This is a genomic window from Pseudomonas helleri (genome assembly GCF_045830615.1).
Lineage (GTDB): Bacteria > Pseudomonadota > Gammaproteobacteria > Pseudomonadales > Pseudomonadaceae > Aquipseudomonas > Aquipseudomonas helleri.
This window is the reverse complement of record NZ_CP174501.1, coordinates 1473519-1498082: the sequence shown is the minus strand read 5'-3', so window position 1 is coordinate 1498082 and position 24564 is coordinate 1473519. Positions and strand designations below refer to the sequence as shown.

28 protein-coding genes and 1 tRNA gene are annotated in these 24564 nt (G+C 56.1%); 14 read left to right on the top strand and 15 right to left on the bottom strand.

Going from position 1 to position 24564, the window contains the following annotated elements:
• Positions 1 to 139 precede the first annotated feature (139 nt).
• A complete protein-coding gene (locus ACJJU9_RS06970; protein ID WP_048368742.1) occupies positions 140 to 1810 on the bottom strand; it encodes a DEAD/DEAH box helicase in 1671 nt (556 codons plus the stop codon).
• A gap of 371 nt (positions 1811 to 2181) precedes the next feature.
• Positions 2182 to 2937, bottom strand: coding sequence for a spermidine synthase (locus ACJJU9_RS06965; protein WP_407730320.1), 756 nt, complete (start codon positions 2935 to 2937; stop codon positions 2182 to 2184).
• A 157-nt stretch (positions 2938 to 3094) separates the two neighbouring features.
• On the opposite strand from ACJJU9_RS06965, the gene ACJJU9_RS06960 reads away from it, so the two are divergent.
• Positions 3095 to 4441: a class II 3-deoxy-7-phosphoheptulonate synthase gene (locus tag ACJJU9_RS06960; RefSeq protein ID WP_048368744.1), complete on the top strand. Its 1347-nt coding sequence runs from the start codon at positions 3095 to 3097 to the stop codon at positions 4439 to 4441.
• A gap of 146 nt (positions 4442 to 4587) precedes the next feature.
• Here the strand turns inward: ACJJU9_RS06960 and ACJJU9_RS06955 are convergent, their stop codons facing one another.
• Positions 4588 to 4767 carry a DUF1127 domain-containing protein gene (locus ACJJU9_RS06955; protein WP_407730319.1) on the bottom strand — a complete coding sequence of 60 codons (180 nt, stop codon included), beginning with the start codon at positions 4765 to 4767 and terminating at the stop codon, positions 4588 to 4590.
• Positions 4768 to 4862: 95 nt separating this feature from the next.
• Here ACJJU9_RS06955 and ACJJU9_RS06950 point away from each other — a divergent pair, with 95 nt between their 5' ends.
• A complete protein-coding gene (locus tag ACJJU9_RS06950; protein ID WP_153329943.1) occupies positions 4863 to 5720 on the top strand; it encodes a LysR family transcriptional regulator in 858 nt (285 codons plus the stop codon).
• Here the strand turns inward: ACJJU9_RS06950 and ACJJU9_RS06945 are convergent.
• The 3 genes from ACJJU9_RS06945 to earP form a co-directional block, all read right to left on the bottom strand.
• Complete coding sequence (locus tag ACJJU9_RS06945; RefSeq protein WP_407730318.1) at positions 5710 to 6462, bottom strand: sulfite exporter TauE/SafE family protein; 753 nt, start codon at positions 6460 to 6462, stop codon at positions 5710 to 5712. The two genes, ACJJU9_RS06950 and ACJJU9_RS06945, sit on opposite strands and share 11 nt — an antisense overlap.
• Before the next feature lie 140 nt (positions 6463 to 6602).
• Entirely contained in the window at positions 6603 to 7172 is a 570-nt protein-coding gene (locus tag ACJJU9_RS06940; protein ID WP_048368748.1) for an elongation factor P, read from the bottom strand.
• Between the two features lie 49 nt (positions 7173 to 7221).
• Positions 7222 to 8355, bottom strand: a complete 1134-nt coding sequence (gene earP / locus ACJJU9_RS06935; RefSeq protein ID WP_407730317.1) for an elongation factor P maturation arginine rhamnosyltransferase EarP — start codon at positions 8353 to 8355, stop codon at positions 7222 to 7224.
• A gap of 104 nt (positions 8356 to 8459) precedes the next feature.
• On the opposite strand from earP, the gene ACJJU9_RS06930 reads away from it, so the two are divergent.
• Positions 8460 to 8942 (top strand): GreA/GreB family elongation factor, encoded by a 483-nt coding sequence (locus ACJJU9_RS06930; protein ID WP_153331127.1) that lies wholly within the window; start codon positions 8460 to 8462, stop codon positions 8940 to 8942.
• 10 nt (positions 8943 to 8952) lie between these two features.
• On the opposite strand, the gene ACJJU9_RS06925 is transcribed toward ACJJU9_RS06930, so the two are convergent.
• On the bottom strand, positions 8953 to 9204 hold the full coding sequence (locus ACJJU9_RS06925; RefSeq protein WP_048368751.1) for a hypothetical protein: 252 nt from the start codon (positions 9202 to 9204) through the stop codon (positions 8953 to 8955).
• Positions 9205 to 9382: 178 nt separating this feature from the next.
• Here ACJJU9_RS06925 and ACJJU9_RS06920 point away from each other — a divergent pair, with 178 nt between their 5' ends.
• The 3 genes from ACJJU9_RS06920 to ACJJU9_RS06910 all read left to right on the top strand — a co-directional run bounded on the left by ACJJU9_RS06920 (position 9383) and on the right by ACJJU9_RS06910 (position 11447).
• Complete coding sequence (locus ACJJU9_RS06920) at positions 9383 to 9703, top strand: YqjD family protein (protein WP_048368752.1); 321 nt, start codon at positions 9383 to 9385, stop codon at positions 9701 to 9703.
• A 149-nt stretch (positions 9704 to 9852) separates the two neighbouring features.
• Positions 9853 to 11055: an MFS transporter gene (locus ACJJU9_RS06915; protein WP_407730316.1), complete on the top strand. Its 1203-nt coding sequence runs from the start codon at positions 9853 to 9855 to the stop codon at positions 11053 to 11055.
• 95 nt (positions 11056 to 11150) lie between these two features.
• A complete protein-coding gene (locus tag ACJJU9_RS06910; protein ID WP_048368754.1) occupies positions 11151 to 11447 on the top strand; it encodes a DUF6388 family protein in 297 nt (98 codons plus the stop codon).
• A gap of 49 nt (positions 11448 to 11496) precedes the next feature.
• On the opposite strand, the gene ACJJU9_RS06905 is transcribed toward ACJJU9_RS06910, so the two are convergent.
• The 3 genes from ACJJU9_RS06905 to ACJJU9_RS06895 form a co-directional block, all read right to left on the bottom strand.
• On the bottom strand, positions 11497 to 12036 hold the full coding sequence (locus tag ACJJU9_RS06905; RefSeq protein ID WP_048368755.1) for a DUF4142 domain-containing protein: 540 nt from the start codon (positions 12034 to 12036) through the stop codon (positions 11497 to 11499).
• Positions 12037 to 12267: 231 nt separating this feature from the next.
• The gene (locus tag ACJJU9_RS06900; RefSeq protein ID WP_407730315.1) at positions 12268 to 14478 is read right to left on the bottom strand and encodes an OsmC domain/YcaO domain-containing protein; all 2211 of its coding nucleotides are present in this window, start codon (positions 14476 to 14478) and stop codon (positions 12268 to 12270) included.
• Between the two features lie 184 nt (positions 14479 to 14662).
• Positions 14663 to 15013, bottom strand: coding sequence for a DUF6124 family protein (locus tag ACJJU9_RS06895; protein WP_407730314.1), 351 nt, complete (start codon positions 15011 to 15013; stop codon positions 14663 to 14665).
• A 601-nt stretch (positions 15014 to 15614) separates the two neighbouring features.
• On the opposite strand from ACJJU9_RS06895, the gene ACJJU9_RS06890 reads away from it, so the two are divergent.
• From ACJJU9_RS06890 to ACJJU9_RS06870, 5 genes are all read left to right on the top strand, one after another.
• Positions 15615 to 15944 carry a type II toxin-antitoxin system RelE/ParE family toxin gene (locus ACJJU9_RS06890; RefSeq protein WP_314918290.1) on the top strand — a complete coding sequence of 110 codons (330 nt, stop codon included), beginning with the start codon at positions 15615 to 15617 and terminating at the stop codon, positions 15942 to 15944.
• Between the two features lie 144 nt (positions 15945 to 16088).
• Entirely contained in the window at positions 16089 to 16373 is a 285-nt protein-coding gene (locus ACJJU9_RS06885) for a helix-turn-helix domain-containing protein (protein ID WP_401095711.1), read from the top strand.
• Positions 16374 to 16448: 75 nt separating this feature from the next.
• Complete coding sequence (locus ACJJU9_RS06880) at positions 16449 to 16700, top strand: CopG family ribbon-helix-helix protein (RefSeq protein WP_407730313.1); 252 nt, start codon at positions 16449 to 16451, stop codon at positions 16698 to 16700.
• Positions 16678 to 16953, top strand: coding sequence for a type II toxin-antitoxin system RelE/ParE family toxin (locus tag ACJJU9_RS06875; RefSeq protein WP_407730964.1), 276 nt, complete (start codon positions 16678 to 16680; stop codon positions 16951 to 16953). Before ACJJU9_RS06880 ends, ACJJU9_RS06875 begins: the two co-directional genes overlap by 23 nt.
• Before the next feature lie 451 nt (positions 16954 to 17404).
• A complete protein-coding gene (locus tag ACJJU9_RS06870) occupies positions 17405 to 18094 on the top strand; it encodes an NYN domain-containing protein (RefSeq protein ID WP_407730312.1) in 690 nt (229 codons plus the stop codon).
• 44 nt (positions 18095 to 18138) lie between these two features.
• On the opposite strand, the gene ACJJU9_RS06865 is transcribed toward ACJJU9_RS06870, so the two are convergent.
• On the bottom strand, positions 18139 to 18594 hold the full coding sequence (locus tag ACJJU9_RS06865) for a GNAT family N-acetyltransferase (RefSeq protein WP_407730311.1): 456 nt from the start codon (positions 18592 to 18594) through the stop codon (positions 18139 to 18141).
• 146 nt (positions 18595 to 18740) lie between these two features.
• Positions 18741 to 18830: transfer RNA gene (locus tag ACJJU9_RS06860), tRNA-Ser, on the bottom strand.
• Positions 18831 to 19138: 308 nt separating this feature from the next.
• Between ACJJU9_RS06860 and ACJJU9_RS06855 the strand changes: the two genes are divergently transcribed.
• The 3 genes from ACJJU9_RS06855 to ACJJU9_RS06845 all read left to right on the top strand — a co-directional run bounded on the left by ACJJU9_RS06855 (position 19139) and on the right by ACJJU9_RS06845 (position 21884).
• Positions 19139 to 19828, top strand: coding sequence for a crotonase/enoyl-CoA hydratase family protein (locus ACJJU9_RS06855; RefSeq protein ID WP_407730310.1), 690 nt, complete (start codon positions 19139 to 19141; stop codon positions 19826 to 19828).
• A 218-nt stretch (positions 19829 to 20046) separates the two neighbouring features.
• Positions 20047 to 20829: a 1-acyl-sn-glycerol-3-phosphate acyltransferase gene (locus tag ACJJU9_RS06850; RefSeq protein WP_048387816.1), complete on the top strand. Its 783-nt coding sequence runs from the start codon at positions 20047 to 20049 to the stop codon at positions 20827 to 20829.
• Between the two features lie 83 nt (positions 20830 to 20912).
• A complete protein-coding gene (locus ACJJU9_RS06845) occupies positions 20913 to 21884 on the top strand; it encodes a magnesium and cobalt transport protein CorA (RefSeq protein ID WP_048368771.1) in 972 nt (323 codons plus the stop codon).
• Between the two features lie 85 nt (positions 21885 to 21969).
• Here the strand turns inward: ACJJU9_RS06845 and ACJJU9_RS06840 are convergent, their stop codons facing one another.
• The 3 genes from ACJJU9_RS06840 to ACJJU9_RS06830 form a co-directional block, all read right to left on the bottom strand.
• Positions 21970 to 22698 (bottom strand): amidotransferase, encoded by a 729-nt coding sequence (locus ACJJU9_RS06840; RefSeq protein WP_407730309.1) that lies wholly within the window; start codon positions 22696 to 22698, stop codon positions 21970 to 21972.
• Positions 22699 to 23299: 601 nt separating this feature from the next.
• On the bottom strand, positions 23300 to 23641 hold the full coding sequence (locus ACJJU9_RS06835) for a ribonuclease E inhibitor RraB (RefSeq protein WP_048368773.1): 342 nt from the start codon (positions 23639 to 23641) through the stop codon (positions 23300 to 23302).
• A 276-nt stretch (positions 23642 to 23917) separates the two neighbouring features.
• The gene (locus ACJJU9_RS06830; RefSeq protein ID WP_153335572.1) at positions 23918 to 24523 is read right to left on the bottom strand and encodes an START domain-containing protein; all 606 of its coding nucleotides are present in this window, start codon (positions 24521 to 24523) and stop codon (positions 23918 to 23920) included.
• Between the last annotated feature and the right edge of the window lie 41 nt (positions 24524 to 24564).

Below are 24564 nucleotides of genomic sequence, written 5' to 3'. Positions count from 1 at the left end.
GATCTTTTGATCATCACCCTCAAAAGATCGCAGCCTTCGTTCCTCGACAGCTCCTACGGTTTTTTAGCTGAATGGCAGGCAAAAAAAATCCCCGAACCAGTCGGGGATTTTTTTAGTGATCAATCACAGCACGCTGTGATTAATCTTCGCGGTAGCGACGCAGCTTCAACTGCTTGCCAGCGACACGAGTGTCTTTGAGCTTGGCCAGCAGTTTTTCCAGGCCTTCTTCGGGCAGTTCTACCAGGCTGAAGCTATCACGCACTTGAATGCGACCGATTGCTTCACGTGCCAGGCCACCCTCGTTGAGGATAGCGCCCAGCAGGTTCTTGGCAGCGATACCATCACGCGCACCCAGCGCGGTACGGCAACGAGCACGGCCTTCAGCCAATGGAGCCGGAGCACGACGCTCGCGATCACCACGGTCTGGACGGTCGCCACTGCGCTCGGAACGCTCACGCGGAGCACTGTTCGGCACCAGCGGGCGCTCACGCTCAATAGCTGCCAGGGTCAGAGCCTGACCGTTGGTGGCTTTGCGCAACAGAGCAGCGGCCAACGCACGCGGGCTGCAACCGATATCGGCAGTCAGACGATCCAGCAGGTCGCCGTGAGTCGATTCAGCATCAGCAACCAGTGGCGCCAGGCTGTTGGTCAGTTTCTTGATGCGGGCATCAAGGACTGCCTGAGCATCCGGCAGGCGGACCTCAGCAACCTTTTGACCGGTTACACGCTCGATCACTTGCAGCATGCGGCGCTCACGTGGAGTCACCAGCAACAGTGCACGACCTTCGCGACCTGCACGGCCAGTACGGCCGATACGGTGAACGTAGGACTCTGGATCGTAAGGCATGTCAACGTTGAACACGTGGGTGATACGCGGAACGTCAAGGCCACGAGCGGCTACGTCGGTCGCCACAACGATGTCCAGACGGCCATCCTTGAGGGAGTCGATAACGCGCTCACGCTGGTTCTGGGCAATGTCACCGTTCAGCGCAGCGGCTTTGTAGCCTTTGGCTTCCAGGGCGCTGGCCAGGTCCAGGGTGGCTTGCTTGGTACGCACGAACATGATCAGCGCGTCGAAGTCTTCAACTTCCAGCAGGCTCAATACAGCCGAGGTCTTCTGGTCAGCGTGAACCAACAGGTGAGCCTGTTCGATCGCGGTAACGGTCTGAGTCTTGGTCTGGATTTTAACGTGCTGCGGGTCACGCAGGTGACGCTCGGCAATGGCACGGATCGACTGCGGCAAGGTGGCCGAGAACAATACGGTCTGACGGGTAGCAGGCAAAGCCTTGAAGATCACCTCAAGGTCATCCATGAAGCCCAGCTTGAGCATTTCGTCAGCTTCGTCGAGAACCAGGTGGTTCACGGTCGCCAATACTTTTTCGTCGCGACGCAGGTGGTCGCACAGACGGCCCGGAGTGGCAACAACGATTTGTGCGCCATTACGGATTGCTTTCAGTTGTGGGCCCATGGGCGCGCCGCCGTAAACGGCCACAACGTTAACGCTAGGCATTTGCTTGGCGTAGGTTTCGAAAGCGGTTGCTACTTGCAGCGCCAACTCACGGGTTGGCGCCAGGATCAGGGCTTGCGGTTCGCGCTTTGCAGGATCGATGCGATTGAGGATAGGCAGGGCAAAGGCAGCGGTTTTACCCGTACCGGTTTGCGCCTGACCAATCATGTCGTGACCGGCCAAAATGATCGGGATCGATTGCTGCTGAATAGCCGAAGGCTCTTCGTAGCCAGTCGCGATGACGGCTGCAAGAATGTTCGGGTTAAGATCAAAAGCGGCGAAGCCGCCGGTTTCCTGGGTCATGGGTCTGCCTCTAAGTGCATCCGCAAAGACCCATGCTCCAAAGCTGCGCATGCCGTGTAAGACTACAAGAGTCGCCCTGGCTGCTTTGTCGGCGGGGATTTGCGAAAACGTTAAATGAATGGAGCGTTCAGGGTAGTCCGCGAAACGGACGAGCAGCCGAAGCGTACTTCGGGAAGTGCAACACCTAAACGTGGCCCGGCTAAAGGCCGGCGCGCACTATACCGGATTTATCACAAAAAAAAAGCGCTTTTTTAACAGTCGATCGTCTGCAAGCCTCTGTAGACCGGGCTTTTGCGATAATTTGGGCTTCGCAAAACGGGGCGTGGCCCGGCAATTACGGGCCTGTCGCTAAAACGATTCACCGTGGCGCTTCAGGTCGCAGGGCGAATGGCCTTGATCAACGCTTCGAGCGAATAACCCAAACGCGGCGCCAGGGCCTGTGCGCGAGCAGTCAGAGCGTCAATGTCCAGCGTCTGATCCAGATCGCCAGGCACCAGCAAGATGACGTTGCCCTCTTTGACCGGCAGCTCCCAATAGTGACGATGGAACAAGCCCCGCAACAAGGCGGCGCCCAGCGGTTTGCCGTCGTCGGTGGCCCACTGGTTGATCACCAGCCAGCCGTTGGGCTGGAGTTTTTTCTGGCAGCTCTCCAGAAACGTCCAGGCCAAATGACCAGGCGCCGGCCCCAGATCGTTGTAAAGGTCGACGAAAATCAGGTCGGCAGGCTCGGCGCTGGGCAAGAGCTCTACCGCGTCACCAATGCGAATGTACAGCCGCGGGTCATCGTCCAGCCCCAGGTGTTCAATGGCCAGGCGCGGTACATCCGGGCGCAATTCAATGGCTTCGACGTCTTCAAGGGGCAAGAACTTGAGGCAGGCCTGAGTCAGCGTCCCGGCACCCAACCCCAGAAACAGGGCGCTCTCGGGCGCTTCATGGCACAAGGCACCAATCAGCATGGCGCGGGTGTAGTCGTATTCCAGCCAGCTGGGGTCCGTGGTGAACACGCAGCTCTGCTCGATCGCATCGCCAAATTCGAGGAAGCGGTAGTCTTCCACTTCAAACACTCGAATCATGCCGAAGTCATCATGGACTTCAGCGAGCAGGCGCTCTATGCGCTCCTCAGACATTGCCTCTCCTCGCCGCGCCCGGCACTCACGGCCAGCGCGCTAAAAACCACCACTCGATGCCGAGCGCAAAGGCACGATTGTCGGCCATTGCAACGCAACAGGTCACGCACTAATTGCTGCTAACATGCGCCATCCCCTTTCGACACTAGAGTCTGCGATGAGCCAACCCTGGAGCCCTGACAGCTGGCGCGCCCTGCCGATCCAGCAACAACCCCACTACCCTGACGCGGCCCACTTGTTGCGGGTCGAGCAAAGCCTGGCGAGTTACCCGCCGCTGGTGTTTGCCGGAGAGGCGCGCGAACTGCGCCGTCAGTTTGCCGAGGTCACCCAAGGTCGGGCGTTTCTGTTGCAGGGCGGCGATTGCGCTGAAAGTTTTGCAGAGTTTTCGGCGGCCAAAATTCGCGACACCTTTAAGGTGCTGCTGCAAATGGCCATTGTCATGACCTTCGCGGCGGGCTGCCCGGTGGTCAAAGTCGGGCGCATGGCGGGCCAGTTCGCCAAACCGCGCTCGGCCAACGATGAAACCATCAATGGCGTCACGCTGCCGGCGTATCGCGGCGACATCGTCAACGGTATCGGTTTCGATGAGAAAAGCCGCGTACCTGATCCAGAGCGCCTGTTGCAGTCGTATCACCAGTCCACCGCAACCCTGAACCTGCTGCGCGCCTTTGCTCAGGGCGGTTTTGCCGACCTGCACCAGGTGCACAAGTGGAACCTGGACTTCATCGCCAACTCGGCGCTGGCAGAAAAGTACAGCCAACTGGCCGACCGCATCGACGAAACCCTGGCCTTCATGCGCGCCTGCGGCATGGACAGCTCGCCGCAACTGCGTGAAACCAGCTTCTTCACCGCCCATGAAGCGCTGTTGCTGAACTACGAAGAAGCCTTTGTGCGCCGCGACAGCCTGACCAACGATTACTACGATTGCTCGGCACACATGCTGTGGATTGGCGACCGTACCCGCCAGCTGGACGGTGCCCACGTCGAGTTTTTGCGCGGTGTGAACAACCCGATCGGGGTTAAAGTCGGCCCGACCATGAACACCGAGGAATTGATCCGCCTGATCGACATCCTCAACCCTGATAACGATCCGGGCCGTCTTAACCTGATCGTGCGCATGGGCGCCAACAAGGTCGGCGACCATTTGCCGCAACTGATCCGCGCCGTCGAAGGCGAAGGCAAAAAAGTGCTGTGGAGTTGCGACCCGATGCACGCCAACACCATCAAGGCCAGCAGCGGCTACAAGACCCGCGACTTCGCGCAGATCCTTGGCGAAGTGAAGCAGTTCTTCCAGGTGCACGAAGCCGAAGGCAGCTACGCCGGCGGGATTCACATCGAAATGACCGGGCAGAACGTCACCGAGTGCATTGGCGGCGCCAATCCGATCACCGAAGACAGCCTGTCAGACCGGTATCACACTCACTGCGACCCGCGCATGAACGCCGATCAGTCGCTGGAACTGGCGTTCTTGATTGCCGAAACGTTGAAGCAGGTTAAACGCTGACATTAAAAACCCTCTCCCCAACCCTCTCCCAAAGGGAGAGGGGCCTATTGGGGAATATTGAAGATTCATTGCACCCTTAAAAACATCTTTGAATCCTTATTCGTCTGTAGCCCCTCTCCCTTGGGGAGAGGCATGACGACAAACAATCACTTCTTCAACGGATCATCCCAAAACGGGCGATAGCTTTCGGTTTCGATGTCTGCCCGGCTCAAGCCCAAATCCTTGAGCCCCGTATCGCTGATTCGCCGCAGCGCCGCCCGCTCGCGAGACAGTTGATACCAACGCGCAACGCGCGCCATCCACGCATTTTCTTTTAGACCTTTCATCACCTGGACCTCCTGGGGGATGGCTCAAGTCTCTGCCCAGGCATAAGATCAATCCAACGAATGTTTCTTATGCGACCCATCTGCGAGATTGATGAATGGCCGGTTTTCCGAGTATCGACACTGACTTGCTGCGCACTTTCGCTGCGATTGCCGATCACGGCGGTTTTACTCGCGCGGCAGAAGCGGTCAATCGCACGCAATCGGCGGTGAGCATGCAAATGAAGCGCCTGGAAGAGGACGTGCTGCACTGCACGCTTTTCCAGCGCGATGGCCGTACGGTCAGCCTCACGCCGGAAGGTCAGGTGCTGCTGGGGTATGCGCGGCGCATCCTCAAGCTGCACAGTGAAGTGTTCAATACGCTGAGCCTGCCAAAAATGGTCGGCACCGTGAAAATCGGCTCGCCGGACGATTACGTCATGCGTTTTTTACCCGGCATTTTGTCGCGCTTTGCCCAGGACTATCCGCTGATCAACGTCGAGGTGCATTGCGAGCCGTCCGCTCTGCTGTTACAGCGCAATGATCTGGACCTGACCATTGTGACCCGCGAGCCCGGCACGGAGACCGGGCAGATCCTGCGTCAGGAGCGCTTTGTGTGGATGGTCGCCGAGGGCTTCGCCCCCCACGAACGCACACCCATGCCGCTGGCCATGTTCAATACCGACTGTTTTTGCAGCACTTGGGCGTGCAATGCTCTGGACCTGGCGCAGCGCGAGTACCGGATTGCCTACACCAGCGCCAGCCTGTCGGCGATCAATGCAGTGGTGAGCACCGGGCTGGCGGTGACGGCCCAGTTGCAAAGCCTGCTGCCAGCGGACTTGCGCATCATTGGCGAGGCAGAAAACCTGCCCCAGTTGCCGTCTGCCAGCATCGTGCTGCTGCGCAAACACAACAGCGCAGCCTCGCCGATCATTGAGTGCTTCGCCGAGTACATCGTCGAAGGCTTTAAGCTTTAATCGCCAGCAACGCCGCACACAGCAGCAAAAAGGCGCAGTACATTCCCCGCAGCATGCGCTCTGGCAGCGCATGCGCCAGCTTGACGCCCCAACTGATGCTCAGCAGACCGCCGATGGCCATGGGGATACCCATCAGCCAGCTCACTTCGTCGTGCACCGCGTACGTCAGCAATGTGACCGCCGTGCTGGGCGCCGCCAGCGCCAGCGACAAACCTTGGGCCATCACTTGCGTGGTACCAAACACGCTGGTGAGCACCGGGGCCGCGACCACTGCGCCGCCGACCCCAAACAGCCCGCCCGTGGTGCCTGCCAGCGCGCCAAGCACCCCGTACCAGGGCCAGCCATAGCGCGAACCGGCCACCGGTTGCGCGGGCGAGCTATAGAGCTTGATCAGGTTGTACAGCGTGATGCACAGCAAAAAGATGATAAAGCCCCAGCGAATCAGCCGCGCATCGACCCCAACCGCGAGCATTGCGCCCAGCCAGGCAAAACAAAAACTCATCAACACCAGCGGCAATGCCTGGCGCAGGTCAATTTTGTTGCGTTGGTTGTAGCGGTACAGCGCCAGAAATACGTTAGGAACCGACATCACCAGCGCGGTGCCCTGGGCAATTTGCTGGTCCAGACCAAACCACAAACCCAACACCGGGATTGCGATCAAGCCGCCACCGATCCCGAACAACCCGCCAAGCGCCCCCAGGGCAAGGCCCAGGGTTGTGTACATTGCAAAATCTATAAACATCACCGCCCCTCAATCAGAGCGGCCATGCTAACCAGTCACTGGCAGGGGGCAAAGCTTAAAACCGCACCTTAAGCGTAATTTCATGAATAAAAAAACCCGACGTTGAAGTCGGGTTTTTTATCGTGCGGTTTACGCCAGAATTACTTGGCGCGGCCCTTGTAGGAACCACCTTCACGGGTATCGATCTCGATCATGTCGCCGATTTCGATAAAGTCAGCAACGCTCAGCTCGGTGCCGTTTTTCAGTTTGGCAGGCTTCATCACCTTGCCCGAGGTGTCGCCGCGAGCGGAACCTTCGGTGTAGTCAACCTGACGCACGATAGTGGTCGGCAGCTCCACGGAAACCAGACGCTCTTCGAAGAATACGGCTTCGCAAACGTCGGTCATGCCTTCTTCAACGAATGGCAGAACGGCTTCGATGTCTTCGGCGTTCAGCTCGTACATGGTGTAGTCAGTGGTGTCCATGAACGTGTAGGTGTCGCCGCTGATGAAGGACAGGGTCGCTTCTTTGCGATCCAGGATCACGTCATCCAGCTTGTCGTCAGCGCTGTATACGGTTTCAGTCTTGTAACCAGTCAGCAGGTTCTTCAGCTTGGTCTTCATGATTGCGCTGTTACGACCAGACTTGGTGAACTCAGCTTTCTGAACCAGCCAAGGGTCGTTGTCGATACGAATCACTGTACCGGGTTTAAGCTCTTTACCAGTTTTCATTACGAGTATCCGAATTTGGATTGAGATTTACAAAAATCTAGGCCGCGTATCATATCCAATTTCTATAAAACAGTACTAGCGCTTGCGCAAGATCAGCCTGCAATGACTGCTCCAGGCACCATTTCTCGGCGTGTTCGGTGATTTCTGACCAGTGTTCCTGCACGCCATTCCAGCTCGGCGCCATGTCTGAGCCGGCATTCCAGGCATGCCACAGGCCGGTAAAGGCTTGAGCGGCAGCGGGCGACAGGCCTTTGATGTAAAGCGCCAGAAACGCATTGAGTTTGATCCAGTGCGCGTCTTCTTCCTGCTCGTAGATGTGCCACAGCAGCGGGCGCCCTGCCCATTGTGCGCGGACAAACGAGTCTTCGCCGCGCACGGCGTTGAAATCACAGCTCCAGAGCAGGCGGTCGTAATCTTGTTGTCGGACGAACGGCAATGCCTGCACGGTCAATGACCCGCGCTGCTCCACACGCCCCAGCGCCAGCGAGTCGATTTCAAGCCAACGCAACAGGTCGCCCATGATCCGCCCTTGCGGTACGAGCAGGTGAATGGCCGTCGCCCCCGACGCCATGGCGTCCAGCCAACTGGCCAGCCCGGTGTTTTCGTAGGCAAACAGGGAGATCAGGCGGGCGTTGTCCGCCGCCACAACGCCCAGGCTTTGCAAAAAGCCCTGCTTGGCGTGCGGGTCTTGCTCTAAAGTACGGCGTCGGGCCAGCAAGTCAGCTTCGCGCAGCAAACCGCCCGTCCCGGCTTCAAAGCCCGGAAAGAAGAACGTGCGTTTAAAGCCATCCGGTCGCAGGGACGCCAGACCGTGACAACCACTGACCCAGTCTTCAGCACTTAAATATTCGAGGTTGAGCCACAGCACCGGGGTTTGCCGGGCTTTTATGGCCTGTAGATAGTCGTCGGGCAAGGTGCAGGCGAAGGCCTCGATCACCACGTCGGCGGCCTCTACCGGTTGCCAGTCCTTGGGCCAAAGGCGCACATCAACGCCCTGCTGCCACTGCTGGGCAGCGCTGGCATCGGCCTCAGGGCACAGCGGCACAAAGGCTTGCAGATCATCGACCCACAGCCGCACCGGCACCTGATGCTCGGCCACCAGTTGCCGGGCCAAACGCCAGGTCACACCAATGTCGCCGTAGTTATCGACCACACTGCAAAAAATATCCCAGGAGGCTTTCATTCCGGGCTCCACCAGTTAAAGGCTGATTGTCTGCGCAAATCAGCGTGTACAGAAGGCTTGGGGCAAGGCGACAATCGCCGCTCGTTTCCCTTCAAGCCGCCTTTATGAACAAAACCGCCGTGTACCAGCAGATGCTGGAAAAACTCGCCATCGACCTCGACGTGCTCCAGCGGGCGGCGCAAACCGCTTATGAAGCCGCGACCCACGAAGAAAACATCGCCGAAAACAAATACGACACCCTCGGCCTTGAAGCCTCGTATCTGGCCACCGGCCAGGCGCGCCGGGTCGAGGAAATCCGTCAGGCATTGAAACACTGCCAGGCCATGACCCTGGCGCCGTTTGATCCCACTCACGGGGTTCAGCTGGGCGCACTGGTCAAGCTAGAAGCCGACAACGGCAGTGAACAGTGGCTGTTCCTGGCCCCGGACGCGGCCGGGCTCAAGCTTGCCCATGAAGGCCAGAGCGTGACCGTGATCACCCCGCGTGCACCGCTGGGCGCGGCCTTGATCGGCAAGCAGGTGGACGATGAGGTGCAGATCAAGGTCGGCGGTGCAGCACAGGGGTTTACTGTGTGCGAGGTTGATTAGCGCATGCGTATTACTTGGCGGCCATCAGGCGGTTGACTTCACTGCGCACCATGTTGGCGTATTCGGGCGGCGACATGGCGTCCAGCTCTGAACGGACCCATTCTGCCCATTTGCCCTTGCGTTTGGCGCGCTCGCCAAACAGGCGGGCTGCATCGCCTTTGGCTTTGCCCAGGTTGCTTTGCCACAGTTCGTACAGACGGGACTTTTCATCCTCAAGCGCAGCACGCTCAGCGAGTGACTTATTGGCGAGGTTGAAGCTCATGAGATTTTCCTGCTGCGTAAATTAGGCGACATCTTACACCCACAAAAGAAGTGTCTCAGCCTGGATTTTTACTACGCTCACACCTCGGTTTCACAATGCGTTGAAAAATCGATGCAACTTTTTAGCATTGGGTTGACTCCATTAGTCATCACCCCATTCACCTGCAAGGAGTACCGCAATGGCTCGAAAAAATGCCGTACAAGCCGCTGAAGATCAGATCAAGGATCAAGCATTCAGCGAGCTTCAAGAATTGATCGCCGAATCTGACAAGCTGCTCAAGGACAGCGCGTCGCTGGTGGGCGAAGAAGGCGAAACCCTGCGTGCACAGGTTGGCCTCAAGCTCAAGCAAGCCCTGGACTCGGTCAGCAACGTGCGTGAGCGCAGCAAGCCGGTGGTCGATGCCACCGAAAACTATATCGGTGGCCACCCATGGCAAACCGTAGCGATCTCGGCCGGTGTCGGCCTGGTGGTCGGCCTGCTGCTGGGCCGTCGCAACTGATCCAGCGCTAGCACGGTTACCAAAGCCCCGCGTTGTCATGACGCGGGGCTTTGTCGTTTAAAAATCAAAATTCTCGACATATTCAGTGACATCTCGCGCAGGCATTCCGGATACTTCACGCCATTCCACTCTTGCCAAAGAGACAGTCAATGTCCGAATCACCTGCTGCCACTAAACCTTTAAGCACTGCCCTGATCCTCCTGATGGCGGTTGCCACCGGCCTTGCGGTCGCCAGCAACTACTACGCCCAACCGTTGCTGCACACCATCGCCCAAGAGCTCGGCCTGAGCATGGAAAGCGCCGGCACCGTGGTCATCACGGCGCAATTGAGTTACGGCGCGGGCCTGTTTTTGCTGGTGCCGCTAGGCGACCTGTTTGAACAACGCCGCCTGATCGTCACCATGACCGTGCTCAGCGCGGCCGGCCTGCTGCTCAGCGCTTTTGCCCCGTCATTGACCTGGCTGCTGATTGGCACGGCGGTCACCGGGATGTTTTCGGTGTCGGCGCAAGTGCTGGTGCCGATGGCCGCCAGCCTCACCGACCCGCAAAGCCGTGGCCGTGTAGTCGGCACGCTGATGAGCGGCTTGTTGCTGGGCATTCTGCTGGCCCGCACCGTGGCCGGGGCGCTGTCTTCGGCCGGTGACTGGCGCAGCATTTACCTGCTGGCCGCAGGCTTGATGTTTATCAGCGCCATTTCGCTGTTTTTCGCCTTGCCCAATCACCACCACAGCGCAGGCCTGAGCTACCCGAAACTGCTGGGGTCGGTGTTCAAGCTGTTTGTCGAAGAACCGGTGCTGCGTCTGCGTTCAGTGCTCGGCCTGCTGACCTTCTCGCTGTTCGCCTTGTTCTGGACTCCGCTGGCGTTTCTGCTGGCCGTACCGCCTTACAACTACTCCGACGGCGTGATTGGCCTGTTTGGCCTGGCAGGCGCGGTGGGTGCCGTGGCGGCCAACTGGGCCGGGCGCATGGCCGACCGTGGCCGCGGGCAAATGGCGACCACCGTGGGCCTGCTGGTACTGCTGGCCTGCTGGCTGCCGATGGCGTTTGCCGGTCACTCGCTGGTCGCCCTGCTGATTGGCGTGCTGGCGCTGGATTTTGCCGTGCAACTGGTACACGTGAGCAATCAGAACGCGGTGTTCCAGGTCCGCCCTGCGGCCCGGAATCGACTGAACGCCGGTTACATCACCTGCTACTTCATTGGCGGTGCATTGGGCTCATTGATCGGCGCTCAAACCTATCCGGTGTATGGCTGGGACGGCATTGTGGTGGTCGGCGCCGTGATCTCAAGCCTGGCGCTGGCCATCTGGGGCTTTATGTTGCAGCGCGAAAGCAAGCTGCAACCTGTGGGCTAATGGCACTTTTCATCAGGGGGTGAAGTCGCTAGCATGCGAAAAACGCCCTGACGACGGTCTGCCCCGCAGACCGTCCTAACGATCCGAGACGCCATATGATCCCAAAAGAATCCCGTAACGAACTGGCCCTGGATACCTTCATCAAGGCGCACCCGCATCTGCTGGAAGAAATGAAAGAGCTGAGCGCCGAGGACCGCCAGCAGCAAATTTTATGGGCCTTTGAAGACGAAGCCGAAAGCCGTGGCCTTGAGGCCTGGGAACTGGCGCTGCAACTGATCGCCCGCAGCCCTGAAGAACTCAAAGCCATGCGCCTTGAAGTGCATCAGGAAGTGGCCGAAGCCCTTGAGATGAGCTGGGAAGAGTACTGCGGTTTCAACGACATCGCTGTCTGACCTGAGCTGACGTAGCGGTGCCAAACTCACCGCTACGCCATTAACGCTGTCACTCCGGCAATACTGCGCCATCACCTTTGTGGTGCGCCGAGACCAGCCTTTTGGCCATGTCCAGGTGCATTTGCAGCTTGGGCAGGTACTTTTCGGCAAAGGCCTGAAGCTCGGGTGAGGCCGGGTCATCAATCTGCTGTTTATACAGCTCGATCGCATCTTCGCTGGCCTTGACCTGGTTAGCCGCATAGGCGGCATCAAAGGAATCACCCTCCTGCACCTGCAGCATCAATTTTTTGGCTTTGCTGAGAATTTCTTCTTGATCAGCGACCTTTAAGCCCTGCTTTTGCGCGATGTCTTTTAAATCGCGATTGGCATCGGTGTAGTCCTTGATCACCTCTACCGCGTAACTGCCGACGTCGGTTGAAGACGATTTACTGATCGCCATGCGGCTGGTTTCAATCGCCGCGATGCCTGCCGCAGACGACTCGTCGACAAAATCTGCCGGGCTTGCAGCGACCGCACTGCCGATCACAAACAGGGCGTAGGCCAGGGCACATCCAGCCATAAAGCGTTTAGGGGCCATCAGGGGTTTCATTGCGTCCTCCAGTAAAAGGCAGGTTTATGTCCTGCACAGAATCTGAAGGCCCATGGCGGCAAAGGTTTAGATGAGATGTGATTTTCTGACGAGTGGGGCCGCTTATCGCAGTGCGCCCTGACACCGCGCCACCTGTTTAAAAAGCGGTTGCAAATGTGTAGGAGCGAGCTTGCCTCGCGATCTTTTAAACCTTCAAAAGATCGCGAGACAAGCTCCCTCCTACAGCAGGGGTTACAGCGAAATGCCCGCTGCCTTGGCCCGCGCTGCGTGCAGTTTTTTGTAGCTGTCGATCAGGCGCAAGTGCCGGTCCAGACCTTCCAGCTTCATGCTGGTCGGGGTCAGACCATAGAAGCGCACGCTGCCGTCAGCCGAACCGATGGCGGCGTCCATGCGCTCGTTGCCGAACATGCGCCGGAAGTTGACTTCATAATCTTCCAGCTCCAGATCTTCGTCCAGGTACATCTCCAGCACCGCATTCACGGCCTGGTAGAACAAGCCACGCTCAACGGTGTTGTCGTTGTACTGCAAGAACATTTCGACCGCCTCTTTCGCCTCTTCGTGTTGCTGCAAGGCGAGGTAGATCAGCAGTTTCAACTCCAGAATGGTCAACTGACCCCACGCGGTGTTGTCGTCGAACTCGATGCCGATCAAGGTGGTGATGTCGGTATAATCGTCCAGCTCACTTTCCACCAGACGCTCAACCAGATCTTTGAGCGCCGCTTCATCCAGGCTGTGCAGGTTGAGGATGTCTTCGCGGAAGAACAGCGCCTTGTTGGTGTTGTCCCAGATCAGGTCGTCCACCGGGTAAATCTCGGAGTAATCTGGCACCAGAATGCGGCACGCCTTGGCGCCGAGGTGCTCGTAGACCGCCATGTACACTTCTTTGCCCATGCCTTCGAGAATCCCGAACAGGGTCGCGGCCTCGTCGGCATTGGCGTTTTCGCCCTGGCTGGTGAAGTCCCACTCAACAAATTCGTACTCCGCCTTGGCACTGAAGAAACGCCACGACACCACACCGCTGGAGTCAATAAAGTGCTCGACGAAGTTGTTCGGCTCGGTCACCGCGTGGCCCGCAAAGGTCGGCTGCGGCAAATCGTTGAGACCTTCAAAACTGCGGCCTTGCAGCAGCTCGGTGAGGCTGCGTTCCAGCGCCACTTCAAGGCTTGGGTGGGCGCCAAACGAGGCGAACACACCGCCGGTGCGCGGGTTCATCAAGGTTACGCACATCACCGGGAACTCACCGCCCAACGACGCATCCTTCACCAATACCGGAAAACCCTGCTCTTCCAGCGCCTGAATGCCCGCCAGAATGCCCGGATATTTCGCCAGCACCTCGGCCGGTACATCCGGCAGCGCGAACTCGCCTTCGATGATTTCGCGTTTGACGGCCCGCTCAAAAATCTCCGACAAGCACTGCACTTGCGCTTCAGCCAGGGTGTTACCAGCACTCATGCCGTTGCTGAGGTACAGGTTTTCGATCAAGTTGGACGGGAAATACACCACCTCGCCGTCCGACTGACGCACAAACGGCAGTGAGCAAATGCCGCGCTCTTCATTGCCGGAGTTGGTGTCGATCAGGTGTGAACCGCGCAACTCGCCATCGCGGTTGTAGATTTTGCGGCAGTAGGCGTCGAGGATCTCAGCGGGCAGCTCATCTTTGCGCCCCGGCTTGAACCAGCGCTCTTCCGGGTAATGCACAAACGGCGCATTGGCGATCTCTTCGCCCCAGAACTGATCGTTGTAGAAGAAGTTGCAGTTAAGCCGCTCGATAAACTCGCCCAGCGCCGAGGCCAATGCGCCCTCTTTGGTCGCGCCCTTGCCGTTGGTGAAGCACATCGGCGATTGCGCATCGCGGATATGCAGCGACCAGACATTCGGTACGATATTGCGCCACGACGCGATTTCGATCTTCATGCCCAAGTCGGCCAAAATGCCCGACATATTGGCGATGGTCTGCTCCAGCGGCAGGTCCTTGCCCGCGATAAACGTGCCACCGGAAGCTGCGGAGCTGGACGCTGGCATCAACAACGCCTGAGCATCGGCGTCGAGGTTTTCGACCTCTTCAATCACAAACTCAGGCCCGGCCTGCACCACCTTCTTCACCGTGCAGCGGTCGATCGAACGCAAAATGCCCTGGCGATCCTTCTCGGAAATATCGGCAGGCAACTCGACCTGAATCTTGAAAATCTGGTTGTAGCGGTTTTCCGGGTCAACAATATTGTTCTGCGACAGACGAATATTCTCGGTAGGAATATTGCGCGTCTGGCAGTACAGCTTCACAAAATAAGCCGCGCACAACGCCGACGACGCCAGAAAATAATCGAATGGACCCGGCGCCGAACCATCGCCCTTGTAGCGGATAGGTTGATCGGCCACCACCGTGAAATCATCGAACTTGGCTTCAAGTCGAAGGTTGTCGAGAAAGTTGACCTTAATTTCCATGAGGGAATTACCAGAATAACGGGCTAAAAATATGGGCGCCATTATCCGATTTTTCAGCCGGAAGTCCCGCCCTTTTCCCAAAAGCCTGCCAGGCCACCGTTTTGTAGGGCGAGCTGACGTCGTGAAGTTTTGAGCTTAAAGGTGAGGGGAAGTGACGCGCCTGCTGCACTCAGGCGCGTGCTGCTTAGTGCGTCGTTAGACCGTCCAGCGATTTGTCGACATACGCTTTGGCCAGCTCCACCAAATGCATGGCCGACAACACCAAATGGCGCGGGTGCCCGCTCAAGCCATTCCCCGCCTCACTCGCCGAAGCACCCGCGCAGCGCAACAAGTCTGACGCTTGGGCCAAAGCCGCTTCTAAATTGACGCTGTCCGGGATGGCATACGTGGCCTGATCCACGTGCCGTGGAGGCTTATGGTTGAGCAGGTAGTAATCGAGGGCGCGATCCGTGGCGGCACGGTCTAACGACAATGCATCGCACTGAGCAGCATCTTGCAGGGCGGGAATGGGTGGATCAGGGACTAGCTTTTTCATAGATACAACTCCGTGTTTGCTAAAGGAGCTGTCACTTCTCGCTACTAAACGAATGGGTGGCAGCCATGCGCAGGTTAGTAGACCGGAGTACACGGAAACCCGGCGCGCTACGAGAGCGCCCTGCGCACGGCCACCATAAAACCGAAGCCGAAAAAAAGCGCCTCTTTAAGGTGGCGCGTTGCGCCGTGTACTAAACCGGGCTACTAAACCCGACCGCTGATTTTCAGCGATGGGCCGAGACTATTCCCCGAACTGCACAGGCACAAGCGAACGGAAGTTTCTAGGATGTTTCACCGGATTGAAAGGGAAGCGTCGTACGAAACGGCTGATTTTGTATCTCTAAACTGTGATTACGCAGAGCCTGCCAAGCACAACAAAACAGCGGGTGACTCATCTGATGCCTAGGGCTGTGCACCTTGACTCCTGTTGGGCAACAAGCTTGCACTTATATCAAAACAGATATAGATTTTATTTTGCTGGTGCATTGATTAGCGTGTGCTACCCATTTTGCGGAAGCCGCGAACCCTGCGAGCACCCAACAGGAGAAAGACTATGGCTCTCTATAAACCTTTAAATCGTCCTGGCCGCTTAGGGAGCTCACATGCACCAATGGGTAGCGAAAACAATAAAATGGGTCGGTAGTAGCTTGGAGGATTTGCGGGATTTTCCGCCAGTAGCTAAGCAGCGTGCAGGTTTTCAACTGCAATCTTTGGAACAGGGTGATGAGCCTGACGACTGGAAACCAATGCCTTCTGTCGGCAAAGGTGTGCAGGAAATCAGGATAGCGTGTGATCAAGGGGCTTTTCGCGTGTTTTATGTGGTGAACCGGCCGGAAGCGATTTATGTGTTGCATGCCTTCCGCAAGACCACTCAAAAGACGGAAAAGCGTGATTTGGATCTGGGTAAAGCCCGGTACAAATCACTGGGTTGAGTCCAGGGCGTTATTGCGATTCCTTTCGTCCCGCGAGGACAGAGTAAAGCCCTGACGATGATCCAGCTCAAAAAAGTAAATACCCAAGAACTCACAGCAAACTAGTTGCCAAAAAAAACAAGTGACTTATCAGAGGAAAAAAATATGGCAAACGAACGCGTGAATAGTGTCTGGGATGTATTGGTTGATTCACCGGAAGAAGCCGAGAACCTACGTGTCCGCTCTCAACTGATGCGGGCTATCAAGCAGGTTGTTAACGATTGGAATATTTCGCAAAAAGAAGCGGCCCAGCGACTGCATATCACTCAGCCAAGGTTGAATGATTTACTGAAAGGGAAAATTGATAAATTTTCTCTGGATGCTTTGGTGAACATGTTAGCCAGCGCAAATCTGAAAATTGAAATTCACGTAAGTCACAGGGCGGCCTGATTTTCAGGCGGTGGTATTTAGCGTATATGGTCAGATTTATTAAAAACTTTGTATACACCTGACGAGGGCAACTTCATGGCTTCTCCAGTGCTGTCATTCCGTGTTGAAGAAACGCTGGTGAAACAGCTTGATCAGCTGTCTGAAGCTACGGATCGCGACCGCCAGTACCACCTCAAGCGTGCGTTGGCCCGTTACATTGAGGCCGAGTCCTGGCACATCAAAGCCATAGCCGACGCCGACGCAGGCAACCTGACCGACCTCAAAACCATCAAAGCCAAGTGGGTGGACCGAGCCAAACATCGCACTGACAGACAAAGCGAGCAGTGATCTTGACTCGATTCACGAGTATTACGAGTCACGCTTAGGCGCTGCTGCAGCGGATGCCGTGCTTGGCCAGATCATCGAAACACTGGAGCAACTGCAAACGTTTACCGGCCTCGGACGCCCGTCACAGACGCCCGACGTTCGGGAGCTGATTCTGGGTAAATTCCTGTTTATTGCGCCGTACCGGCTGATGAATAGCGAGGTGCAGGTATTGCGTATTCTTCATCAGAGGACTGAGCGGCCAGATGATTGGTGAGGCTGCTACGGCCTTGGAAAGATTAAAAATCAAAAAAGCCAGGTTGACTGGAACAAGTGAACGGATATTTCCAAGATGTTTCGCCAGATTGAAAGGGAAGCGTCGTACGAAACGGCTGATTGTGTGCCTGTAAGCTACAGCGGGTAAATCTTGGTGAGGTGCAGATGCTGCCGACCCGTCATCAGAGATAAAACCGGCCTGAACTTGGGTGTACTGTGGACCTAGAACTTATAAAGACTAATCTCTTGGGCTGGCTTAAAGCCATAACGTCGCAGGCTAAGTGCGCTTCAGCAGGGCAGACACAGCAGCACATCGCTGTAGTTGACATCTGCAAAATCTATGGCAACATCCACGCACTACTCAGCCCCGTACGCAGTGATTCAGTTCGCTGGCCGTTGGGGCGAAAAAACCGACTTCGCGTCGGTTTTTTCGTTTTTAAGGGCTGACTATCTTGAGAACCGCGTGCTTTGTCGACGGTTACAACCTGTTTTATGGCCTGCTTGCAGGCACAGAGTACAAGTGGCTCGATCTTCCAGCACTGTTGGCACACATTCTGCGCATTGAAAATCCTGACAACGTATTGGCCACTGTCAGCTTTTTCACTTCCGGTGTGAAACCCTCTCTTGCCAGTCGCGGCATCCTCTCAAAAGAAGCCCAAGACAGTTATCTGCGTGCCTTGATCGCACGCGGGGTGAGCGTAACTTACGGACGTCACCAATTAGAATCTGGCAAGGCTCCACGTTTCGTCGACAAGAACACACCAGCATCCAGACTTGATCAGGTCGCTATCTGGAAACTTGAAGAAAAACAAACAGACGTTCATATCGCTATCAGTATGTACAGACTTGCAACTCGCCAAGCGGGCTTGATGCCCCATGAGCAAATCCAGCAGCTTGTATTGGTTTCTGCAGACACCGATATGACCCCTGCCTTGCAAGCGCTGCGAGAAGACTTCCCAGACCTGCGAATAGGGGTGATTTTACCGCACCGTGAAGGTATCAAACGGACAGCACCGGGCTCTCTCAAGGCCTATTCGCACTGGATGCGTCACCTCGTGACCACGCAAGAACTTGCCAACCATCAATTCCCCACTCGCGTGCCGACGCTCAAAAAACCAGCGGTTAAACCTGCGTATTGGTAATTTTTTGGGGCGTTACGCACAGCCTGCTCGTTGAACAAGATGGACTAACCCGCAAGCGGCTTTTCCATAATGATGGTGCGCTCAGCCCCATAAAATTCGTCCCGGATTCGTTGATAGCCCAACGCCGCGTAGAAGCTCTGCGCTGTAATCGACGATGGCACTCGTAAAGCGCCAACACCAGCGCTGACAGCAGTCGCGTGAATGACATCCATCAACGATCGGCCGATACCTTTACCTTGGTGGGCAGGATCAACGAAAACACTTCTAACTACATTACCGTCGAGGCTTGCAGTGCCGGCAATAGTCTCGCCCGGCAAGGCTACGAAAACCTTGCGCTTGTCGAGTAATGCGCTGACAGCTTCAGGGGCAAAGCTGCGCTCAACCTGGGCAATGATGTCAGGCGAATAATCCTGTGAATTTGTGCCACGCAGAGCGGCGATCACAACACGGCTTATCGCAGTTGAATCGTCCAGGGTTGCGGAGCGAATCTGACAGTCCATTTGGAAACCTCGATCGTTAACGATCCAGCTTAGCTCAAGGCAATGCGCCTTCACCCACGGCTAATCCTTTAACCTTTTTCCAGACGCCAAAAACCACAAACCCCCGACTTTCTCTTCGAAAATCAGGGGTTTGTGTTTACTTAATGTGGCGGTGAAGGAGAGATTCGAACTCTCGATACAATTTCTTGTATACACACTTTCCAGGCGTGCTCCTTAAGCCACTCGGACACTTCACCGTATCTCTTCAAACATGTTCTGTCTGTCGAGGCGCGCTAATGTAGTCGAAAGCTTTCGATATGACAAATGTTTTTTTCAGAATTTTCATGCGCTTACGGGTTTTGCTGGTTTTTTGGCATGAGCGGACCCGGCGATTCTGCCATTTTCAAGCCTTGGCACCGCAGCGCCGACACGCTGAAGCTCAGGCACGCTGGCGTCTATATAGAAGGTGCCGGGCTTTTGGCTGACTGATCAGTCAGTCACGGCGCTTTACCTGCGCCGTGGGGCTGGGTAACGTCTGACTCACTTAAATACAAGGAATTGCGCCATGAGTGACTTGATTGCTTATCACCTGGAAGACGGTATCGCGACGCTGACGCTGAGCAATGGCAAAGTGAATGCTATTTCTCCGCAGGTGATCTCTGCCTTTAACGCGGCGCTGGACCAGGCTGAGCTGGATCGTGCAGTGGTGATTATCACTGGCCAGCCGGGGATTCTGTCGGGCGGTTATGACTTGAAGGTGATGACGTCCGGTCCTGAGCAGGCGATTGAGTTGGTCAGGCAGGGGTCGACGTTGGCGCGTCGCTTGTTGGCGCACCCGTTTCCGGTGGTGATTGCGTGCCCGGGGCATGCGGTGGCCAAAGGCGCATTCTTGCTGCTGTCGGTGGATTACCGGGTTGGCGTTGAAGGCCCGTTCAGTATTGGCCTGAACGAGGTGCAAATCGGCATGACCATGCACCACGCTGGTATCGAGCTGGCCCGCGACCGCTTGCGCAAGTCGGCTTTCCATCGCTCGGTGATCAACGGTGAGATGTTTAACCCGATCTCCGCAGTCGATGCCGGCTTCCTGGACCAGGTGGTCAAGCCTGAAGAACTGCACGCCACGGCGCTCGAAGTGGCTCGCCAGTTGAAGAAGATCAATATGAAGGCACACAAGAACACCAAACTTAAGGTGCGCAAAGAACTCCTGGAAACCCTCGACAAGGCTATCGAGCTGGATCAACACCACGCACTCTGACCTTATCGCTTGATCGGTATCCCGATTGCACGGTGCAGTCGGGATGCCTCCCTCCCCCGCGTCTCATCTTTGTAGCGTCAGCACCTCTGGCTGGCACTTATCAGCCTTTGTTGAAACATATGCTTAAACATCAGCAATCTCCTGCGTGTATCGGGGTAATTGCCGTTTACAGTGCACGTCCGTACACTGCGCCACCTTTTGTTTTGATGAGCCTGTAAATGCTACTTTCGTTTCGCATGGTGTTGATGAGTGTGCATTTTGTGGTTGCGGGTGTTCTCGGCGTGCTGCTGGGCATGTGCCGTCCTTTCAATCCTGATAACAGTCGGCTGTGCGCGCGCCTGTATGCGTGGCCTTCAAAATGGATTTTGGGCTACAAGCTCAAGACTGAAGTCGGCCCGCTGATGGACAAGCCACAAAGCTGCGTGGTCATTGCCAATCATCAATCCAATTACGATCTGTTTGTGTTTGGCAACGTCGTGCCGCGCCGTACGGTGTGCATTGGTAAAAAGAGCCTGAAATGGGTACCGCTGTTCGGCCAGTTGTTCTGGTTGGCGGGCAATGTACTGATCGACCGGGGCAACGCGCAAAAAGCACGCAAATCAATGCTGACCACGACACGCACCTTGCAGGAAAAAGACACGTCGATCTGGGTCTTCCCGGAAGGCACGCGCAACCTGGGCAAGTCGTTGCTGCCGTTCAAAAAGGGCGCATTCCTGATGGCAATTACTGCCGGCGTGCCGATTGTGCCGGTGTGTGTCAGTACCTACAGCCAGCACCTCAAGCTCAACCGCTGGCACAGTGCCGATATTCTGATTCGCTCCTTGCCTGCGATTCCTACGGCGGGTTTGACCCAAGATGACCTGCCACGGCTGATGGAGCAGTGCCGCGAGCAGATGCTCGCCTGCATCGAGGCCATGGACCGCGAGCTGCTGGCCCAGCATAAGCTGCCTCAGCCTGCACTCCCTGCCCGCAAAACAACGGCGTCTAACCCGAACGTCTGAACGTTTGTCACGTCAAAGTGGTTGATTGCACGCTAAGCTGCACCTTCGTGCCATAACCCTTTGATGAAGAAGCGATTAGAACTATGGGGAGAGTTGTTGCTGCTGCGGTGTACAGCGAAGGCAAAAAGGTCACCGATATTACGCTGGATGAAGGTAGCGACTGGGCTGCAAAGCCCGGCCACTTCGTCTGGATCGGCCTGGAGCAGCCCAACGCACAAGAGCTGAGCAATTTGCAGCGTCAGTTCAATCTGCATGAACTGGCCATCGAAGACGCCTTGGAGCAACACAGCCGGCCAAAGCTCGAAACCTTTGGCGACGCACTGTTTATCGTCACGTATTCGCCGATTCGTCATGAAGGCAAATTAGAGTTCGTTGAAACGCATATCTTTGCCGGCAATGGCTACATCATTACCAGCCGCAATGGCCATTCCGCCTCATACCGCTCTGTGCGCCAACGCTGCGAGGCCCGCCCGCTGCTGCTGGAGCATGGCGAAGATTTTGTGCTGTATGCCTTGCTGGACTTTGTGACCGAGAGCTATCAACCCGTCAGTGAAGCCATTCACGCCGAGATCGAGCAGCTCGAACGCACGATCATGGGCAATACGCTGAATGAAGCCGATATCGTCAAACTCCATGATTTGCGCCGTGATGTGCTGCGATTGCGGCGCTATGTGGCGCCCATGGTTGAGGTCAGCGAAGAGCTTCAGCGCCTCGACTTCCCGTTTATCGACAAGAACATGCGCCCGTATTTTCGCGATGTACAAATTCACGTCACCCGGCAAATGGAAGACCTCACCACCCTGCGCGACATCGCCAGCCAAACCATTGAAATTGTGGTGCTGCTGGAATCGTCACGGCAAAGCATCGTGCAGCGCAAATTCGCCGCTTGGGCAGCCATCTTGGCGTTCCCTACGGCCGTGGCGGGCATTTACGGGATGAACTTTCAGAACATGCCGGAGCTGACCTGGCATTACGGCTATTTCGGCGTGCTTGGGTTTATTGCGGTGGGCGTGACGGGGCTATGGACAAGCTTCAAGCGCTCGGGCTGGTTGTAGAGATCGAACTGTAGGAGCGAGCTTGCCTCGCGAGCTTTTAGAAGATCAAAAGATCGCGAGGCGAGCTCGCTCCTACAGTGCGGTGTTAGAGCGCTTTAGCTTCAGGTTTGTTCGCCACAAAACGCATCATCCACTCGGCAACAGTCTTGCCGTTGTGATCGTGTTCGAGGCTGGCGATGCCTTTGTTGTAAACCTGTTCGCCCAAATGCTCCTGGCGCAGGTCGAGCAAGGCCCGGGAATAGTCGTGAATGAACTCCGGGTGGCCCTGGAAGCACAGCACTTGGTCATTGATGTGGTAAGCCGCAAACGGGCAGAACTCACTGGAGGCCACCACGGTGGCGTTTTCCGGCAAGGCGGTGACTTGATCCTGATGGCTGATCAACAGTGTCAGGTCTTCAACCACAGGGCTCATCCACGGCGCCTTGGCTGCCAATGTGTATTGATGGGTGCCCACGCCCCAGCCTTTGGTCGCCCGCTCACTCTTGCCACCCAGCAGCAGCGCCAGCAATTGGTGGCCGAAGCAGACACCCAACAGCTTGTCACCCCGTTCATAACGCGTCAGCAGGTACTCTTTAAGGGTTTGGATCCAGGGATCGGAGCCAAAGGAATCGGCCTTGCTGCCGGTCACCAGGTAGGCGTCGAACACTTCATCATCTGACGGGTACTCGCCATTCACCACGTTATAGATGGTGAATTCTGCAGGAATGGGCTGCTGGGAGAACAGGCGCTTGAACATCTGCCCGTAGCCTTGGTAGTGATCAATAAATTCAGGACGCAGGATGTCCGTTTCCAAAATGCAGATGCGTAGCGACATAAAAATACCTGGCACGATAAAGGCGAAAATAATGACGACAACTCGCTAGAGCCTGCCCTGAAACAGCAATTGATGGCAAGTACTGCGCGTACTGAAACCTTGGACAATCACCCACCGCTCACAATGTGCAGGCAAAATTAGTTCCCGGACGAACGGTAGGTGACTAATGATTTTAAACATCAGGGGGTCGATTGCGTCTAGCAACGGCCTCGCAGGGCATACACACATTGTCTAATAGCGTTTTAAAAACTTAATGCGCTTGGATGATTTGAAAAGGTTCTAAGCCGCGTGTTATGCGGCCTCTAAGGTTAAGCCTGTCAACGGGCAAGACGCTTTCCAAGGATATGAGCCCTTACCGTGGAGCAATGCAATTCAGGAATAACAAAAAAAGGCAGGTCGCCATGTTCAAACACACGAAAATACGTCAAGCCGGGCTTATCCTCTTCGCTACAACTTTGCTGTTGATTTTGCCGAACCTGACCAAGGTCATCGGCTAAGGTGTCGCTTTTGTGTGCGAGTCCTCGGCACTTAAACGATCTCAATCCACAGAAACCAAAACGGCTAGCCCCAAGGCTAGCCGTTTTTACATCCGCAACTGACGTCAGTTCAGCAGGCCACGCACCTCCTGCTTGACGCCCCAGCCTTCAACAATGCCACCCAGCGGCGCTACAACCGCTTCGAAGTTTTGCTCAAAATCTCCGATACCACCATAAGTCGCGTGCATCACCTTGCTTAACTCAAGGTGCCAGGCGCCGTCCTCACCCACATTGATCTGGGCATTAAAGGACTCACCACAAAATTTGCCTGCTGCTCTGCGCGCCCGCTCCTCATCCGGGAAGATTGCGTAAAACTCAATGGGATGGATACGTGCAAAATCAAAACCGCCTTCTTTCATGCGGCGCAGCACAAAGCTGCTGAGGTCTTCTTGATGGGCTGTGCTCATGAAACGTCCTCCTCGCAATGGATAGACATTCAGCGCTCTCGTCACACCAGCAGATGTGCCGGAGCAGAGAGAATAAGCATGTAGCGAACAAGATCAGAGCCAGTCGAATACTTCGCTGGTCTGGGTGCAGAGTAGACCTGACGGATAATCTCTGCCAAGGGGGAAATTTAAATTTTGTGCATTTAAATGAATGACCTTCGCACTCAAAAACACAGAGCACGGCACCTGGACAGATGCGCTGTCCAGGACCAGCCCTATGGCCGTACGGGCCGCGTGTTACTTCTCAGCGCGCTCTTTGAGCCCCTGAAGAGTTTTGAACGGTGCATCCACCACGAACTTGTTGGCAATCAGGGCCGGGACGCTGCCGCCAGGCTCAGTGTGCACCTGGTAGGTGACTTCAGTCAGGTTGTCGCCTTTAGGGACCAGCTTCCAGAAACCGTCCACCTGAGCCACCCGCACGAAGCCTTTTTCTTCAGGCTGATAGGTCGGTACGCCTTTGAGGGTACGGGTCAGCGTGCCGTCCGGGGCAACCGATGAGGTGACTTCCAGAATCGAGTCACGCGGGGTTACAGGCCACGGCGTATTGAATTGGGTGTAAGTCCAGCTCTTGTCACCTTCATGCTTGAGCAGCTTCTGGGTTTTGCATTCGTGAATCCAGGCACACGCCCCCGCCACGTCTTCTTGCAGGCCCTGGATTTTGGCCAGCGGCGCCTTGATCAGGGTCACACCCTGGTAGGCCTTGTAAGCGGAGCCCGGCACTTCACTCAATGAAACTTTAATGCCGTCTTCGTTTTTCGCCACTTTCCAGTCTTCTGCCTGGGCCGCGCCCACCAGCAGAACACTCAAACCACACGCCATTGCCACTCGATGTAACGAACCCATTGTCTTATTCCTTATTGTTAAAGGTCTGTTCACTGAACACG

What these genes read in the sequence shown, in the direction of transcription:
- ACJJU9_RS06965 (WP_407730320.1), bottom strand. Translation starts at nt 2,937, where the DNA reads ATGTCTGAGGAGCGCATAGAGCGCCTGCTCGCTGAAGTCCATGATGAC.
- ACJJU9_RS06845 (WP_048368771.1), top strand. Translation starts at nt 20,913, where the DNA reads ATGGGGAGAGTTGTTGCTGCTGCGGTGTACAGCGAAGGCAAAAAGGTC.
- ACJJU9_RS06930 (WP_153331127.1), top strand. Translation starts at nt 8,460, where the DNA reads ATGAACAAAACCGCCGTGTACCAGCAGATGCTGGAAAAACTCGCCATC.
- ACJJU9_RS06920 (WP_048368752.1), top strand. Translation starts at nt 9,383, where the DNA reads ATGGCTCGAAAAAATGCCGTACAAGCCGCTGAAGATCAGATCAAGGAT.
- ACJJU9_RS06855 (WP_407730310.1), top strand. Translation starts at nt 19,139, where the DNA reads ATGAGTGACTTGATTGCTTATCACCTGGAAGACGGTATCGCGACGCTG.
- ACJJU9_RS06835 (WP_048368773.1), bottom strand. Translation starts at nt 23,641, where the DNA reads ATGAGCACAGCCCATCAAGAAGACCTCAGCAGCTTTGTGCTGCGCCGC.
- ACJJU9_RS06905 (WP_048368755.1), bottom strand. Translation starts at nt 12,036, where the DNA reads ATGAAACCCCTGATGGCCCCTAAACGCTTTATGGCTGGATGTGCCCTG.
- ACJJU9_RS06960 (WP_048368744.1), top strand. Translation starts at nt 3,095, where the DNA reads ATGAGCCAACCCTGGAGCCCTGACAGCTGGCGCGCCCTGCCGATCCAG.
- ACJJU9_RS06970 (WP_048368742.1), bottom strand. Translation starts at nt 1,810, where the DNA reads ATGACCCAGGAAACCGGCGGCTTCGCCGCTTTTGATCTTAACCCGAAC.
- ACJJU9_RS06945 (WP_407730318.1), bottom strand. Translation starts at nt 6,462, where the DNA reads ATGTTTATAGATTTTGCAATGTACACAACCCTGGGCCTTGCCCTGGGG.
- ACJJU9_RS06940 (WP_048368748.1), bottom strand. Translation starts at nt 7,172, where the DNA reads ATGAAAACTGGTAAAGAGCTTAAACCCGGTACAGTGATTCGTATCGAC.
- ACJJU9_RS06880 (WP_407730313.1), top strand. Translation starts at nt 16,449, where the DNA reads ATGGCTTCTCCAGTGCTGTCATTCCGTGTTGAAGAAACGCTGGTGAAA.
- ACJJU9_RS06890 (WP_314918290.1), top strand. Translation starts at nt 15,615, where the DNA reads ATGCACCAATGGGTAGCGAAAACAATAAAATGGGTCGGTAGTAGCTTG.
- ACJJU9_RS06865 (WP_407730311.1), bottom strand. Translation starts at nt 18,594, where the DNA reads ATGGACTGTCAGATTCGCTCCGCAACCCTGGACGATTCAACTGCGATA.
- ACJJU9_RS06850 (WP_048387816.1), top strand. Translation starts at nt 20,047, where the DNA reads ATGCTACTTTCGTTTCGCATGGTGTTGATGAGTGTGCATTTTGTGGTT.
- ACJJU9_RS06910 (WP_048368754.1), top strand. Translation starts at nt 11,151, where the DNA reads ATGATCCCAAAAGAATCCCGTAACGAACTGGCCCTGGATACCTTCATC.
- ACJJU9_RS06830 (WP_153335572.1), bottom strand. Translation starts at nt 24,523, where the DNA reads ATGGGTTCGTTACATCGAGTGGCAATGGCGTGTGGTTTGAGTGTTCTG.
- ACJJU9_RS06885 (WP_401095711.1), top strand. Translation starts at nt 16,089, where the DNA reads ATGGCAAACGAACGCGTGAATAGTGTCTGGGATGTATTGGTTGATTCA.
- ACJJU9_RS06900 (WP_407730315.1), bottom strand. Translation starts at nt 14,478, where the DNA reads ATGGAAATTAAGGTCAACTTTCTCGACAACCTTCGACTTGAAGCCAAG.
- ACJJU9_RS06840 (WP_407730309.1), bottom strand. Translation starts at nt 22,698, where the DNA reads ATGTCGCTACGCATCTGCATTTTGGAAACGGACATCCTGCGTCCTGAA.
- earP (WP_407730317.1), bottom strand. Translation starts at nt 8,355, where the DNA reads ATGAAAGCCTCCTGGGATATTTTTTGCAGTGTGGTCGATAACTACGGC.
- ACJJU9_RS06915 (WP_407730316.1), top strand. Translation starts at nt 9,853, where the DNA reads ATGTCCGAATCACCTGCTGCCACTAAACCTTTAAGCACTGCCCTGATC.
- ACJJU9_RS06950 (WP_153329943.1), top strand. Translation starts at nt 4,863, where the DNA reads ATGGCCGGTTTTCCGAGTATCGACACTGACTTGCTGCGCACTTTCGCT.
- ACJJU9_RS06955 (WP_407730319.1), bottom strand. Translation starts at nt 4,767, where the DNA reads ATGAAAGGTCTAAAAGAAAATGCGTGGATGGCGCGCGTTGCGCGTTGG.
- ACJJU9_RS06895 (WP_407730314.1), bottom strand. Translation starts at nt 15,013, where the DNA reads ATGAAAAAGCTAGTCCCTGATCCACCCATTCCCGCCCTGCAAGATGCT.
- ACJJU9_RS06925 (WP_048368751.1), bottom strand. Translation starts at nt 9,204, where the DNA reads ATGAGCTTCAACCTCGCCAATAAGTCACTCGCTGAGCGTGCTGCGCTT.